This is a genomic window from Facilibium subflavum (assembly GCF_003574485.1).
Taxonomy (GTDB): domain Bacteria; phylum Pseudomonadota; class Gammaproteobacteria; order Francisellales; family Francisellaceae; genus Facilibium; species Facilibium subflavum.
Window position 1 is genome coordinate 25803 of sequence record NZ_QLIT01000096.1, and the last position, 15603, is coordinate 41405.

Consider the following 15603-nt stretch of genomic DNA (forward strand, 5'->3'; position numbering starts at 1 on the left):
AATTAATACAGGATTATTGGTCAATGTTAAAACACAATCGCATTATTATTGGGATCTCAGGTGCTACAGGTATTGAATATGCCGTGCGCATGCTAAAGGTGCTAAAGGCGCAAAATATTGAAACACATCTTATTGTTTCAAAGCCTGGCGAGTTAACTCGTGCCTATGAGACACAATACAGCTCACAAGAAATAAAGGCATTAGCAAGTACATGTTACAGTAACGCCGATATCAGCGCGCCTATTGCCAGTGGCTCTTATCCAACTGATGGCATGATAATTATTCCATCATCGGTGAAAATACTTGCTGAGATCGCCAATGGCATCGGTGAAAGCCTTATTACACGTGCTGCCGATGTTGTCTTAAAAGAAAGACGTAAACTTATTTTATGTGTTCGTGAAACACCACTGAACCTTATCCACATTGAAAATATGAAAAAAGCCACCTTAGCCGGTGCGATCATTATGCCGCCAACTCCTGCCTTTTATCATCGACCACAAAGTTTGTCAGATATTATCGATGATTTTGTTTATCGCACACTTGATGTCTTTGGGCTTCAACTTTCTGAACAAAAACAATGGACAGGAAAAGAATAACCATGCAGAAAATCAAATATTTTTATAGTGCTTTCGCGGTTACACTAGTTGGTATTATCGCAGCAGTATTACTTGAACCAACACATAAAGCATATGCACTTTATCTGGTCTTAATCCTTGCACTTTTAGAAATCTCTCTAAGCTTTGATAATGCCGTTGTCAATGCCAAAGTTTTGGAAAAAATGCCTAAGAAATGGCAAAAGCTATTTATCTGGATTGGCCTGCCCATCGCCGTTTTTGGTATGCGACTCATCTTTCCTATCTTACTTGTCAGTATGACAACAAGCTTATCTTTTTCGGGTGTTTTTCATTTAGCAATCAATGACCCTAAAGCCTATCAGCACGCCCTTGAGCTTGGGTTTCCGACAATCTGCGCTTTTGGTGGCGGATTTTTAATCATGGTCTTTTTGAAATTTTTCGTTGCAGAAATCCATGAGCGTCACTGGATCAGCTGGTTGGAGGAAAATCGATTCGTCTCACTTTTACGTGGTTATCCAGGTGGTTATATTATTATTGCTTTGGTGATTGGTTATATTGTTATTGAAAATGCAACAACTAACCAAGGTGGTACGTTAGCTTTAGCGTTTTTAATGGGATTAATGATTCATGAAGCACTAGGCATTTTAAACTATGCCTTTAGCAGCAACATGACAGGCAAAGTCATGCAAAATGGATTAATGGGGTTTTTATACCTGGAAGTCTTAGATGCTTCATTTAGTTTTGATGGTGTTATCGGTGCATTTGCGATCTCGACCAATATTTTCATCATCATGATTGGCCTTGGGATTGGTGCCATGTATGTACGCTCTTTAACCATTTTTTTTGTTAAACACAAAACCCTGGCAAAATTTCGCTATCTTGAACATGGCGCCCACTATGCCATTGGCTTTTTAGCCATTGTGATGTTTATTAAGATATTTATCCATGTTCCTGAGTGGTTAACCGGCACCGTTGGTATTGGGCTCATTATTATCGCTTTTATTCATTCAATACGGGCAAATCAAAAAGACGGTATAAATCAGTAACAGATGATGCGACATGTGGTGCTAATGCGATAACCTCATCACGTTTCACATGCTCAGCATAAGCAACAAAATCGCCTACCAATCGCTTATGATATAATTGATAATCAGTCATACCATCACCAACAATAACACTTCTACCTTGAAGTTGACCACCTAGTTTTTCCATGCCTTTAACTTTTGAGTCAGCAAAACCATTTGTCTCATCAACTCCAACAAGCTTGCAATTATCATCCCATAAAAGCACAAGCGCATGGACATTCTCATCAGGAATGTTTAGATAACGGGTAAAAGGTAATATGACCTCTTTAAAACCACCACTTATCACATGTACCATACCCCCTTGCTGATGAAGTCTCTGGATAAGACCTTTCATTCCCAAAGTTAAAGCACCTGGGCAGTATTGATTGATAAAAGCATTTATCGCTTTTTTTGTTGGTTTTGCTATTTCAAGACGCTTATATAACGCTTCTTTAAACGGCATTTGCCCATTCATACCCTTGGTTGTTAAATCCGCAATCTTTTTTATTTTATCAGGATACGCTTCAAGCGCTTTGGCTAAAATCATCTCCAAAGATTCAAATTGAATCAAGGTTGAATCAAAATCAAAAATAATGTGACCGTAATGCATTTATTGAGAAACTCATCTTTTCAACGTAAAAATACACTAGCATGATTGGCTGGAAAACGCACGTATTGTTTGTGCGTATAGACTATTATATATACTCATCACAAACCATTTTACAGTATTTCTGTCATCGAACTTCTTGCATTTTTGAGCGATATGATTTTGCTAATAATCCCTGCTATTACCTGCAGTCCAATCGCTTAAAACGATTGAAAACTTCTTCAACACTGAACATCGCAAAATGATTTACGATGAATATATCACCTTCATGAACGACTAGTGTCATTTGAAAATGACATGCGTGACAAAAATAATAAAGACGTTGTGTCTATAAAGTCATCAAACTATAGCCAAAGGACAAAATTCACATAGAATAACCAAGTAAATAAATAAAAGTAAAAAAACATATGAACACCACGACCCAATATATTCTTGACTCACTACATCATTATGCTCCTTTTGTGCTTTCAATTGCTGGAATTATGTGGTGTATACAAGTTATTAACCAACTGTGTTTTTATAAGCTTAATAATTTTGGTATTGTGCCTAGAAACCTGGTTGGTCTACGTGGTATTCTATTATCACCAGTGCTTCATGCTGATTACACTCACTTATTTTCAAACTCATTTTTCTTTATTGCCTTGAGTTTACTTATGTGTACCTATGGTTTACCTTACTATCTTATTTGCTCGCTAAGCATCACCCTATTAAGCGGTATATTAACATGGTTATTTGGTCGTAAAGCTATTCACATAGGCGCTTCTAGCCTTATAATGGGTTACTGGGGTTGTTTATTGTTTAACGCTTATTTTTATCAATCCCTATTATCTATTGTAATGGCTGTAATTTGCATGATTCAACTTGGTCAACTGTTTTATAGCCTATTTCCAGGGGAGAAAAAAGTCTCATGGGAGGGACACATTTTTGGCTTTGCTAGTGGTATTTGCACCAGTTTTTTTTATCCAACTTTACTAAAAATAATTAATGAAACGTTTCGGAGAATCTATTTATGAGTAATTTATCCATATCTAAACGACAGCAGTTTTCTAAGCTATTAGATAAATTAAAAAGTAATGAAAAACTAAATGAAAAAGAAAATAAAGCCTTCCTGGACTTTATTAAAGATGCGTCAAATCCACAATACTTTCTTGATTTCAAGGCAATGTGTGAAACTGTTATGCATAACCATAGCGCACCAAACCTTGGAGCACAACACTGGCCACCAGAAATTGCTTTTGAAGCCTCAAAAGCAATGAAAAAAGATCCAGAAAACAGTTATGACAATAGCATAACCCCTACACCTAGGCCTTTTTGAACTGGTTAGAAACCTTATTATAAAACATTATCTTATACATACTATAATGTTTGTATATTACACGTGAGCTTTGCTGCACCGCGGCATTTATTGCTTATTTCATTATTATTTTAATTCCCATTTATATTATTCGCCCTATAATATAAGCCCTTACCCAATGCCTTATAATGCCCCATCGTTTTAAAACAGGCATAACTTTCAATAATGATTATCATTTTTATTGACTAGCTTAATAAAAACTATCTACACTGGTTGCTTATTAATAAGGCGAGATGCTATTTGCCGCCTTATTGTTAAGTGAAATAAATAAAGGAGCTATTGTTATGTTGAAAAAGTATTTTTGCCTTTTCATTTTATTCTGTTTTTATATTGTGCAAGCCTTTGCTGGGGCTGGAACAAATTTAGGCTTTTGTGTATATAAAGATAACATCCCAAACTCAAAGCCATTACATTATCAAATGAGAGCGATGAATAAGTGGTGTATGTACCCGCCTGATAATGGTAGTGAAAAAAAATTAACTTATAAAGATGTTATTTATCATATAATGCTTCCTGAATATGCACCAGCAGGACTTTACTGTGCAAAGGAAAAATATTATATCGAAACAAAAAGCAGCAGCTCTGGTGGCGATTTTTGTGCAACAGATGACTCTTTTGTTGATTATGTTTTAGATGAAAATGAGAGCCACACACAAGATAGTATGCGACTTGACATGTCCTATAGAAGTATTTTTTCTTCTAACCAAGCAACTATTCTGAATCAAACCAACAGCTTTTTTATCTCGCCTTTTCAAGGCCGTTCTTTTAAAACAACAACCGAATGGAAAGGGTGTGGAAACGCATATTTGATATTTGATTTGTCTCGCTACCGCAATACTTAACTTGTATTTACACTATTCATTATCAAAACAGGATATCAGAATTATAAAATCATCATGGGGACAAAAATGTTAAATTTCCTGCAATATATTAGCAAAAAGGGGCTTGTTTACTTTTTGATTTTTTTAACGGCAACACATAATTTAGCCTTTGCACAATACCTAGGTAGTCGTACTGAAAAGAAAGTGAAGATAATCAACCAATTAAAAGCGTCATCATTGGATAGTTACCCAACCAGTCAATTGTCACTTAACATACCAATAGATAACACACAGCAAATGCCATTTAGCCAAATCAACAACCGACTATCAACAGTAACACAAGAAAGCGTTGACCCAGCCTCTGGCAACTTCAACTTTTTAATTAAATTATTAGAAAACACCGCAAGCAACCACCCTATTAATTTAAATATTTATTTTGATGTCAATAGCTATGGAATTTTAGGGTTGCCAGACAAATGGAAATTTAATATCGATTATATCACGAATAACTCATTAATTTTGAATGGAAAATCATACCTTATCGATACCAACTGGGTTAATACAAATGCTTACCACTCTGGTTTAAAGTATGTAAATAATAAAGGAATAAAGTTTGAACGCATCTTCCCTGAAAAAATACTGATAACACCATTAAAATCAATTAAGACATACGCCTATAAACTACGTATGCCAAATGGTGAAACTGAGTACTTTGACCATTATGGTAAACTCATATGCAAGTCTGACCGCTTTCATAACAGTATTTTTTATGACTACACATCTACTCATCAAAATATTCTTAATAATAATATAAGAAGTATTACTGACAGTTTGGGCCAAATTTTTCACTTCACCTACTCACCCGGAAAAATCAATATTCACTATACAGACAGTTTAGAGCAAAGTCATATCCAGTCTATTTTCTTTGATCAAAATGGTGTTCGAGCATATCAAGATGAAATGGGTTACAGTACGTTTATTGATTACGGTGCAGATACACAACATGGCCTTATTCGAAATATTCGTTATCCAAGCGGTAAGATAACATACCTGCAATATACACAACTGCCAGCATCATTTACATCTACAGCAAAAAAGGTTTATGCCGTAAGCCAGTATACCGTTTACGATGAAATAAGCCGCAAGATTGCGCATAGCAGCACTTACTTTTATGGCAGAGACAGTGGACGTTTTTATACAGGTTACCCTTTATACTCAATGACCAACGATAAAGACAGCTTATATGAAAGCAAAAATAAGGCTTTTATTTATGATGTTATTATCTATAAAGACCAAAAGCATGGCAAAGGCCAAAAATCACGCATTTTGTATAATTATGCTGGAAGGCCTATAGAAGTTGATAACTATTTACCGGAAACAACAACTCAACCTATGCTAAAAACCACCTATCAATACTCAAGCTCCCCTAATAATAAACATCAATCAACGTATGATAATGGACCAACTACAGTCACACGTTATGCTTACAGTCTTGACAAACATTGCTATATAAAAATTGCTCAGGACCAATTTAAGTATGATGAGTGTGGCAATACCACTTCATACAAACACGCAATTTATAACCCGGTTAACAAAAGTTTGCGTATTGTGCTAAAAAAGAAAGCCTTTTATGACAACACATTTAACCTTAATACAATGACCAAAACCTTTAGCTGGGACCCACGTAAAAGTAGCTACAGCATTACAACAAATCAAAATACACTAGATAGTGATAAAAAGCTAATATTAACAACCACCATTTACTATGAAAATGACAAACCATGGAAAGCTTATCAATTCCGTTATAACGAACAAGGTCAAGTTATTCAGCAAAGCCTAAAATGGATTAAAAATAAATCGTTCTTTGGCATTCACTCAACTACACAGTATAAAGCTTATTATTATAACCCCTCCAAAAAATTAAAAGTTATTGAAACAACGACAGCAACTGGTAAGAAATCATCATTAATTATTGATAGCATGACAGGTCTTGTTTTAAAAAAAATCGTTGCAGGCAAGGTGGCGCGTACTTACCAATATAACTTAACAGGGCAGCTTATAAAAATAACGCTACCAAACCATGTTTCATATAAAACGTATTACCGTCTTTATCAAAGCCATGGCGAAAATGCTGTGATTAAAACGACACCAATGGGCGCTAAAGTTAAGATTAATTATGATGCTTTGGCACGCATCACTGCAAAATACCAAAACACTGATCCAGAAAATAACGAAAAACTGGTTTTTCAAAGTGGACAACACTATAACCAGCTTGGTTTAATTGATGAAAAAATTGATAAATTCGGCAACAAATTAACCTTTAACTATAATAGCTTAGGCATGCCGATTCAGTCACTTGACCATGATGGCAATCAAGGAGAAATCTTATATGACTTTGCTACATTAAGCCAAACCGTCATGGTTAATGGCATTAAAGCCAGCCAATCTTTTACTGATGCTGATGGTAAGGAAATTGCAAAGGTTTTTTATCCCAACAGCCATAACCCTCAAAAGCTTGATTATCAATTAGCTTATCATAAAGTTTATGATGGTTTAGGTAATGTACTAACCTTAACAACAGCAAAACATCTCAAACAATCAAGCAAAAAACTCAGCCAAACAAATTATATGTATAACCCTGATAACAAAGTTATTGCAGTCACATTCGCCCCGAACGTGCAAGATAAAAAAACAGTAGAGACCTACTATGATCTAAACAACAACGTTGTTTTTCAAAAGAAAATACAGACAGTAGATAGAAAAACCACACAGCGAAAAAGCAGCATATACACTTATGATGCGGATGCCAATTTAGTACAAGTCACCGACGCAAAAGGCTATCATGTAATGTATCGTTATAACCAAGTAGGTAAACTATCTAACGTTCAGCATGATGATGGTACAAAAATACAATTATTTTACGACGATAATGGTAATTTAATATGCTCCATTTTACAAAAAAAACAACAACATATCTATGAAAATACATATGACCAAGATGGAAAATTAATCTTAGCAAACTTGGATGGGCAAAAGCTTACATTTACATACACAGTTAATGGGCAACTTACCCAGGTTATCTATCCCAATGGGCGTATGCTACAAAAAACCTATAATCAATATGGACAAAGAACATCAATAACCGATGTGTATGGCAATAGCACATATTACACATTTCAAAAAGAAAAATTGGTGCGTGCACAGCTAAAAGATCAAGTAATCAAATACCAGTACAGCACAAAAGAGCACCCAGACCAAAATAAACAATTGGGTGTTATCATTGGCAAAAAGATCGGCAACGTTTATCAAGAAAGCTACCAAATTGATCCTTTTAATCAAGTTATTGGTCTTATACGAAAAGATCAGAAAAATAGAAATATACTTTCGATTAAGAAAATTTTTTCTGCAAATGGCTTATTAACAGGTATTACAAGCAGCTCTGATATCAACACCAAGAATGCAGATATTAACTACCATACAACCTATGAATATGATGACTTTAAGCGCTTAACAAAAGAAACCACGACTTCTATTGAAGGACAATTAATCACTAATAAAAGCTATAAATACGACGTCAATGACAATATTATTGAAGAACAAAATAATCATGACAAAATAGTCTATGTATATAACAATGACGACCAATTACTTAGTTATACAAAAAACGAACAAAAATATAACCTTACTTATGATCAAAGTGGCAACTTACTAAGTGATGGGCAAGGCACATACTATCAATATAATGATTTTAATCAACTTATATCACTGAGCAACCAAAATGGCGTGTTTAACTATCGTTACACGCCTGATGGCCTACTCGCATCTACAACGCACCAGGCAAGTCCATCTTATGACATTTATTATGATGAAATGCAAATACTCAGCACAAAAAGTAATAATCAAGAAAAAAGTTATTTACTAGATACTGACAAAATTTATCGTGCGGTGATGAACAGCGTAACAAACAGCAATCTAATGAATTGGGACTATTATCTTTCTGATGGTAAAAATAATAAAATTCTTTTTACAAAAAAAGATAATGATATTGAAATTAAGTCAACACAGAACTTTTCTGCCTATGGCGAAAGCAAAGGTACTCTAACCGATACAGGCTATAACTTTGCATATCAAGCACAAGGCACAGGGCTTGTATATATGCAACATCGTTTTTACAACCCAACGCTAAAACGATTTATTACAAAAGACAGCTATCCAACCTGGAACAAATATGGTTTTGCTGATGGCAACCCAGTTATGAAGGTAGACCCAACAGGCAATTTAGCTGTCACAGCAACATGTGCTATCGTTGCTACTGTATTTACAGCACTGTCAGTATCTGCAGGCATGGCAAGTATTTTAACCAAAGATCAACAGGTATCTCGTGCGCTATCTTATATCTCGGATGGTTTTGCGATTGGTGCCATCATCTCCTCTCTTGGCGAAAATGTTTTTGAAGCCATTGCTAAATCTGCCGAAAAAGCGATTAAATCCTCTATCAGGCCCGCTATACAAGGGCTTACCAACGCGCAAAAAAGCGCTTTAGTTTTTGCAGGTATGACTGCTGCAACCGACGCTGCTTTAATTGTTAGTGATCAAAGATATCAAACCTGGCGTGGTATTTCTTCATTATTGCTTTCAAACATATCATTATTTTTTCACAACTTAAGTTTAATTCATAAAGGCAGCCTATCTATACTGTTCTCTTCTGTTGATGATACAATACAAGGTATTGCTATTCCCATTCTTGAAAGTGATAAAACAGGGTATAATTTAATGCATGAAATCATTAGCGGTGCTCACTCTGGAACTATATCTGGAAGCTGGGGTGGGAAATTCTATGCAAAATATGTTAAAAGTGACAATAATCATTGGGAAAAACAGTTAACAGGTAAAGCAAAAGTATCTCAAATGGCCAAAGGCGCTGGCTATATGGCATTAAATGGGATGGTGATGGAGTTTACACGCACATCTATACTGGAAGGCAGCCTAAATTTTAATGTAAATAGTATCAGCAATCTGGCCTATAATACAGTCTTAGGCGGAAGTCTCAGCGCGCTGCAGTTTGATGTTCCTCTTCTTGTAAAAAAAGACTCACCTGTCACTGATCAAGGTAAATTACTCGCAATGGAAGAGCTTTTTCAACTCGGTATTCCTTTTTCTGTCATGTAGACATGTATTTATAAAAATATCTACAGCACTTTATACAGTTAGGTGGATGGGCTCGACTCGCTAATGCACTTTAGATCTGCTTTATATGTTTTTACAAACTGTTTGTATGTATATATTAGTGGTGGTGCCGAGGAGTTTTTTAAGTTTTGTTCTGGGTTTTTTAAAAATAATAACTCTCTGATCCTATCGATGTGTTCTTTTGTGTGAATATAACTTTTTGGCATAGAAGTCTCATTATATTTGCTTAATTTAAAATTATCTTTTAGAGCTTGTTGATAACTAAGCTTTCTAAATCGAAAACGGCTGGTATGATGACTGAGAATTCGCTCTACCTGGAGAGCTTTTTTTTGTATTTCAGTGATTAAAGTATTGTTTGGTAATGCTTGTGTCTGTTGTTTGAGAAGTAATAAAGCTTTTGACTTCATATCAAGCCTGTTATGTCTATTTTTACGGTTTTCAAGCGCTATATCTATAGCTTCAATAATGAGTCTTTTTAACCACTCCTTAATAATTGCTTCATTATTTTTTAGAGTGCTAATTTGAGAAGGAAAAAATGACTTTTCTATTATTTTAGTGCTGTATCGACTAGTTTTATGTTCTACGTCTGACCGAATTTTTTGTAATTTTTTCTTAGAATTATTCATACGTAGTGGAAACCCAAATTCTGATCGATAGCTTAGTGATAATTTTAAACTATTTAATTCATCATAAAAAAAATTATTTATCAAAGAATCATTTCCTTTTTTTGTTATTATATCAACAAACATCTTATTATCCTGAGTGAATCTGTTTAATAGTTGATTAATTAATTTTAGGTCTCCCTTGTCCTTTAGTATGTCAATAACATTTTTTTTATTTGAATTTGTTTTTGTAATTAAAGTGGTATGTTTTTTGTTTATTCTTTCTAATAATGGTGTGATAATTTCCGGGTTAAAAGCAGCTAGATCATGTAATAATGTGTTCCCATTGCTAAATGTCGTTGTGAATAAATTATTATAGGCATTATCAGGTAAAGCATACATAAGCTTCATCAAAAGCGTTGAATGCTCAGGCTTTTCTGCCATATACTGCAATAACGAATAACCTTTTGGATTAGGTGAGTATAAAAAGTCAGTCTGACTATTTTTTAGCAAATTATTTGCAATCATTTCAAACATATTAATTTGCCCTTTTTCTAGACAAAATTGTAAAAGAGAATAGTTAGCAACAGGAAGCTGGGCGATTTTACCCAAGGTTTCTATAGAAATATTGTTTACCAGACATAGCAATTTATTATTTCTTATTAAACTCCTCAATAAGTTTTTATTACGGCGCATAGCATTATATAATTTATCTTGATTACACGTCATAAATAGTTCATTCAGCAAGTCTATTTTATTGCTATGTATTAATAACGTTTCCAATAACGCATCATCATCCAGTAATCTATTGAAACGATTTGCTTTTTCGTGACCAGTTAGGTTTGTAAATAATCGCTCAATTGATTCTGCAGTAGTTTGCTCTTTTTCTAGATAAGATTGTAAAGAAGAAAATTTAGCAACAGGAAGCCGGGCTATTTTACCCAAGGTTTCTATAGAAATATTGTTTATCAGGCATGGCAGTTTATTATTTTTGATTACACTATTCAATAAGTTTTTATTACGGCGCATAGCATCATATAATTTATCTTGATTACACGTCATAAATAGCTCATTCAACAAATCGGTTTTGTCGCTATATATTAGCGCTGTCAATAACTTATCATGATCCAGTAATATATTGAAGCGATGTGCTTTTCCTTTATCAGTTAGGTTTTTAAGTGATCGCTCAATTGATTCTGCAGTGGTTTTAAAAATCTTTATTGGATGTCTCATTTTACTTCTCTTAATTCATAAATTATTTTACTTTTATAGTCAATTTTAAATATTTCCATTTCGTCATATAAGTTGATGATGTTTTGATCCACTTTACCAAATTTAATTTTGTTTTAACATGCAGCCTATATTTTAAAGACAGTTTGTCCAGGCTTGCTTTGTAGCTAAGCTTTAGACATAATGTCTTAGTTTTTCTGATCACATTAAATCCCAATAAAAAAACTGGTACTCTATTTTCAAAATAAATTTTTAGAGATTTGGAAGAATGAAATTACATTGGGATTCACCAGAAAAAAGAACTGAAGAATTTGAAAAAGCAGCTGAACTTTGCGCCCAATACCCTACAGGAGCACATCTAAAAAAGGGGTTATATTATAAATTGAATGATGGTTCTAACTATAAGTTCACGCATTCCTTTTTAAAGACTCATAATGGAATGCTTGCGTTACCAGATATGAAGCAGAATGAGCAATATGCCAAATTAGGACAAGGTGGTTTTGGTAAAGTGAAGCTATGTGAAATGAAAGACGGAACTAAGGTAGCACTTAAAGTGAATAATTTGTCATTATTAGCAGCAACTAATGAGATTGCTGCTCTGCAAAACCTGGGCTTGGCAGGAGAAAAGGTAGATCATATGAAGTTTGGGTATGAATATATACCAATGACTTATCTTGGTAAACAGAACCTAGCATCAGTTATACATAACAACACACTTACTAAAGCGCAGAAAGCGGATTTATCCTTGCTTGCTATTGATGCATTATACAAACTACACCAGGGAAAAGCTGATGTTCGTTATAGCCAAAAGTTAGCTCACATGGATATAAAACCGGAGAATATAATGGTGAGCAAAGATCTTTCAAAAGTAACTTTGATTGATTTTGGCCTTTCTACTTTGCTAGATGATGGATATCCACAAGGGGTTGGTGGGACGCCTCATTATATGCATGCTGGTCTACTATCGGTTATGCAGGGTAATCATCAAGCAGTTGATGTGCCAACGAGAGAATCTGCAGATCATTTTGCGCTTTGTAGAGTGTTGTTCATGCCAGACTTAGGTAATGCCCTTGATATTTCAAACTATCAACTTCAGTACTGTGATTTAAGTGGTTATCCCGGGATTTATAAAAAAGATGAGCTACCTCAACATTTGTATGATCTTTTAAATACTTCTTCAGGTTATTTATCTCAGAATTTTAGTATGAATTTATTATTCTCGGCCTTTATTTTACATAAACTAGATTTTGCAAACGAGCAACAAGAATACCAAGAATTATTGAGTAAACCCCATTTGCAGCAAGCGCTAATCAATATCTATCAGATAGGAGTTGTTGATCGCGAACTGTACAAAACATTAAAAAACAGCTACCAATTGCAAATGGCTATTAATCATATTGCTCAAAACGGTAAGCTTAACCAAGAGTTGCTATATGCACTTGTTGGTGTCAGTAAATCAAATGTTAAACTCTATAATGTCAGACAAGGTAGCTTAGAAGAGTATGGTGCTTATCTTCAAGATAATAGAGAATTACAACAGGCTATTAATAGTGCAGTTACCCAAAAAAACCTACAGTTGCTTCCAGCTCTGGCTCAAGCATTAAAGTATGCTTGCCAAATGGGTGTTGAAGTCTATGATAACCAAACAAATCAATTAACAGAAATAGGTGAGCGCATTTGTGGTAATTTTAAGTTACAGTTCAAAATCAATAGAGCATATAATGCAGCCTCTGACAATGAGGGAAAACGAAAGGAAATTTACAGCACCTTCTACAAAGATTTCAACAGCTTAATATTAGAAATAAACAAAGAAGTAGCCTTCATCATACAATCTAGTGATATGGATCAAATCAAAAAGGCGAGTTTACTTAAAACTTGGGAAAGCTTAACTGCATACGGTAAGTATCAACTAAAAGACACTATAGACAAAGTTAGAAGTAGTGGGGATAGCCACGAACTAATAGAAGCTTTACAGCAAAAAGCCAATGCTGCCCAATTGATGAATACAGGTGAAGGTATAGATATGGCACAAGTCCCACAAGCCGATAAAAAGCTTGTGGTTTTGATTGGTTGCTTAAATACGATGAACAAAGGTGATGCGGAGAACTATTACCACGAGTTGCTTCAGCAGGCTAATGATAAAGATACAACTGTGATTATAGCGGAGCCTAGGTTTTTTGGAAAATATGAGGTTAATCAAAAAGGCTTTAATTATCTGCAAACACTAGGTGAAAGAGAACAAGGTATTAAAAATTGCTTAGGTAATTGCCAAAATGTTGTTTTCTGTGATGATATGGAGCATACAATAGTATTAAATGCTATAGAAAATCAAGCTTTCAAAAATGTCTATGTTTATAACGATGCTATTTTTGCTAGCCAGGAAACGGAGGAACGCCTTCGACAAGTCCCAGATAACTTAATGCAGGCATTGTCTCATAAAGCCGGGCAGGAAGGCTGTCATGTTAGCTTAACACTGGCACAAGAGCAGCTAAGGACACATATAATAACAGACGAAGAAATTTTACTACCAGGTATCCATATTGATGCTTCTTCGAGCGATAGTTTTAATCAACAATTATTTGATGCAAAAAAATTAATGGAAGTGGAAAAAAATGGTGGGAACCGGGGACAAGATGAAGAACGTATAGCGACCATTAACTCGCTGAGTAAAGGTGAAATTATATTTTATCATTCACTCTTGCATAACAATGCAATGCCAAATTCCCCCCCAACGCCGAAGTTAGTGACACAACCTATTGAAAATCATCAAAAACTTAGCGATGGTGCGAGCGTTAGCCAGGCTAGTATTTCAGTGCAACAAGATAAGCAAAATCAAATAAGAAGAGAGGAAAATATGACTTTAGACGATTTTTTAACACAACATAATATACCCCAACAAGGTTTCACAGAGGCTGATAAGGAAAATTTTCAGCTGTTTACTGAAGATGATATGTCTCTGTTCAGCACTTTGGAGGCAAATGAAAAGCAAGGGCAGCTGAGGATTTTTCTTGATTCTAAGCATAAAGAACTTGAAAACATAAATGGTTTGATAGCTGCATTGCAGAAGGATGAAGGCGATGATGCACTTAATCAGCACTGTAATGCTCTGAGCGGCAGCATAAGAGCAAAAAATGGATTGCTATTGGATACCAGTGGCGATCCTCTCTATCAGCAAAGATTACTAACAAGAGGTGACGGCACCTGTGGTATACGTGCGTTATTAGCTGGGTTTTTTGCTCATGTTGTTAACTATGACAACAACGGTGAGGGCTTAGACAAGTTATTACAGGCATGTGAAGGATTAAGCAATTCAACGGATGAGAAATACCTAGAGCTACGAAATATCTTACAAGGCCAAAAAGGACAAGTTGAGCAATATATTAGTGAAATTAAACATGGGCAAAAATCGCTTAAAGATATTTTACGACAAGCAAGTATAGATGGAAATAAAAGCCTTCTTCCAGAAAGTCCATTAAATAGCGCTTTAGTTGCCGTTTCGCTTTATGCGATGGAAGAGAGCAAAACTAGCTCCGGTGTCATAAGCTTATTTAGCGAAATAGCTGTTCATGATGGATATGGTTCAAGCTTCTTAAGTCCATCTACGAGAAACGACTATAGTGCTTATGAGATAATGTTATTAGCGGAATTTTTAAATATTAATGTTAAGTTTATTGATCAGGAGGTGAATTTGGCAAACCTTCTCGGGAAAGATCAAACGCACCAAGACCTGGAGGTATCAATAGCTGGCAAGGATAGGCATTATACTTTGGAGATTAGTGATTTGATTGAACAAGATTTGGATAAAGTGTACCAGCAAAATCGTCAAGCGCACACTGAAGCTCAGGAATACCCTCCAGTAGAAAAACCAGCTATCAATCCTGTTCAAACAACGCTTGAACAAACAAGCTATGAGCGCATCAAAAAGCCAGCTGTTTCTTCTGCTATAGTAGATGAGAGATCTGAAACTACGAGTTTTGAAGCAAAAACAAAACCAATAATTGACCCTAAAGAAGTTCAAGAATCAACCGATAGCATAGAACAGCCTGAAGATAATCTCAGCAGCCATGCAAAGATCCAAAAACCACAAGAACCATTACAAATACAGAAAAATAAGGGCGCATTCGGAATTTGTGGGTAAATAGTTCTTTACCGTTGAATTAATC

General features: G+C 35.0%; 9 protein-coding genes. 7 read left to right on the plus strand and 2 right to left on the minus strand.

The window, feature by feature from the left end; all coding sequences use genetic code 11:
* The first annotated feature begins 23 nt into the window (after positions 1-23).
* Together DNK84_RS06565 and DNK84_RS06570 are read left to right on the plus strand one after the other, a co-directional pair.
* Positions 24-596 carry a UbiX family flavin prenyltransferase gene (locus DNK84_RS06565; protein WP_119343752.1) on the plus strand — a complete coding sequence of 191 codons (573 nt, stop codon included), beginning with the start codon at positions 24-26 and terminating at the stop codon, positions 594-596.
* 2 nt (positions 597-598) lie between these two features.
* Entirely contained in the window at positions 599-1621 is a 1023-nt protein-coding gene (locus DNK84_RS06570) for a DUF475 domain-containing protein (protein ID WP_119343753.1), read from the plus strand.
* Here DNK84_RS06570 and DNK84_RS06575 read toward each other — a convergent pair.
* On the minus strand, positions 1575-2249 hold the full coding sequence (locus DNK84_RS06575; protein ID WP_119343754.1) for an HAD-IB family phosphatase: 675 nt from the start codon (positions 2247-2249) through the stop codon (positions 1575-1577). The genes DNK84_RS06570 and DNK84_RS06575 overlap by 47 nt on opposite strands.
* Positions 2250-2653: 404 nt before the next feature.
* On the opposite strand from DNK84_RS06575, the gene DNK84_RS06580 reads away from it, so the two are divergent.
* From DNK84_RS06580 to DNK84_RS06595, 4 genes are all read left to right on the plus strand, one after another.
* Positions 2654-3259: a rhomboid family intramembrane serine protease gene (locus DNK84_RS06580; RefSeq protein ID WP_119343755.1), complete on the plus strand. Its 606-nt coding sequence runs from the start codon at positions 2654-2656 to the stop codon at positions 3257-3259.
* Positions 3256-3561: a hypothetical protein gene (locus tag DNK84_RS06585; protein WP_119343756.1), complete on the plus strand. Its 306-nt coding sequence runs from the start codon at positions 3256-3258 to the stop codon at positions 3559-3561. The genes DNK84_RS06580 and DNK84_RS06585 overlap by 4 nt, the downstream gene beginning before the upstream one ends.
* Before the next feature lie 323 nt (positions 3562-3884).
* Entirely contained in the window at positions 3885-4442 is a 558-nt protein-coding gene (locus DNK84_RS06590) for a hypothetical protein (RefSeq protein WP_162902276.1), read from the plus strand.
* A 66-nt stretch (positions 4443-4508) separates the two neighbouring features.
* Positions 4509-9590, plus strand: a complete 5082-nt coding sequence (locus tag DNK84_RS06595; protein WP_162902277.1) for an RHS repeat domain-containing protein — start codon at positions 4509-4511, stop codon at positions 9588-9590.
* A 38-nt stretch (positions 9591-9628) separates the two neighbouring features.
* Here DNK84_RS06595 and DNK84_RS06600 read toward each other — a convergent pair whose 3' ends face one another.
* Positions 9629-11443 carry a hypothetical protein gene (locus DNK84_RS06600; protein ID WP_119343759.1) on the minus strand — a complete coding sequence of 605 codons (1815 nt, stop codon included), beginning with the start codon at positions 11441-11443 and terminating at the stop codon, positions 9629-9631.
* Positions 11444-11708: 265 nt separating this feature from the next.
* On the opposite strand from DNK84_RS06600, the gene DNK84_RS06605 reads away from it, so the two are divergent.
* Complete coding sequence (locus DNK84_RS06605) at positions 11709-15578, plus strand: protein kinase domain-containing protein (RefSeq protein ID WP_119343760.1); 3870 nt, start codon at positions 11709-11711, stop codon at positions 15576-15578.
* Positions 15579-15603: the final 25 nt, after the last annotated feature.

What these genes read in the sequence shown, in the direction of transcription:
- DNK84_RS06565 (WP_119343752.1), top strand. Translation starts at nt 24, where the DNA reads ATGTTAAAACACAATCGCATTATTATTGGGATCTCAGGTGCTACAGGT.
- DNK84_RS06570 (WP_119343753.1), top strand. Translation starts at nt 599, where the DNA reads ATGCAGAAAATCAAATATTTTTATAGTGCTTTCGCGGTTACACTAGTT.
- DNK84_RS06575 (WP_119343754.1), bottom strand. Translation starts at nt 2,249, where the DNA reads ATGCATTACGGTCACATTATTTTTGATTTTGATTCAACCTTGATTCAA.
- DNK84_RS06580 (WP_119343755.1), top strand. Translation starts at nt 2,654, where the DNA reads ATGAACACCACGACCCAATATATTCTTGACTCACTACATCATTATGCT.
- DNK84_RS06585 (WP_119343756.1), top strand. Translation starts at nt 3,256, where the DNA reads ATGAGTAATTTATCCATATCTAAACGACAGCAGTTTTCTAAGCTATTA.
- DNK84_RS06590 (WP_162902276.1), top strand. Translation starts at nt 3,885, where the DNA reads ATGTTGAAAAAGTATTTTTGCCTTTTCATTTTATTCTGTTTTTATATT.
- DNK84_RS06595 (WP_162902277.1), top strand. Translation starts at nt 4,509, where the DNA reads ATGTTAAATTTCCTGCAATATATTAGCAAAAAGGGGCTTGTTTACTTT.
- DNK84_RS06600 (WP_119343759.1), bottom strand. Translation starts at nt 11,443, where the DNA reads ATGAGACATCCAATAAAGATTTTTAAAACCACTGCAGAATCAATTGAG.
- DNK84_RS06605 (WP_119343760.1), top strand. Translation starts at nt 11,709, where the DNA reads ATGAAATTACATTGGGATTCACCAGAAAAAAGAACTGAAGAATTTGAA.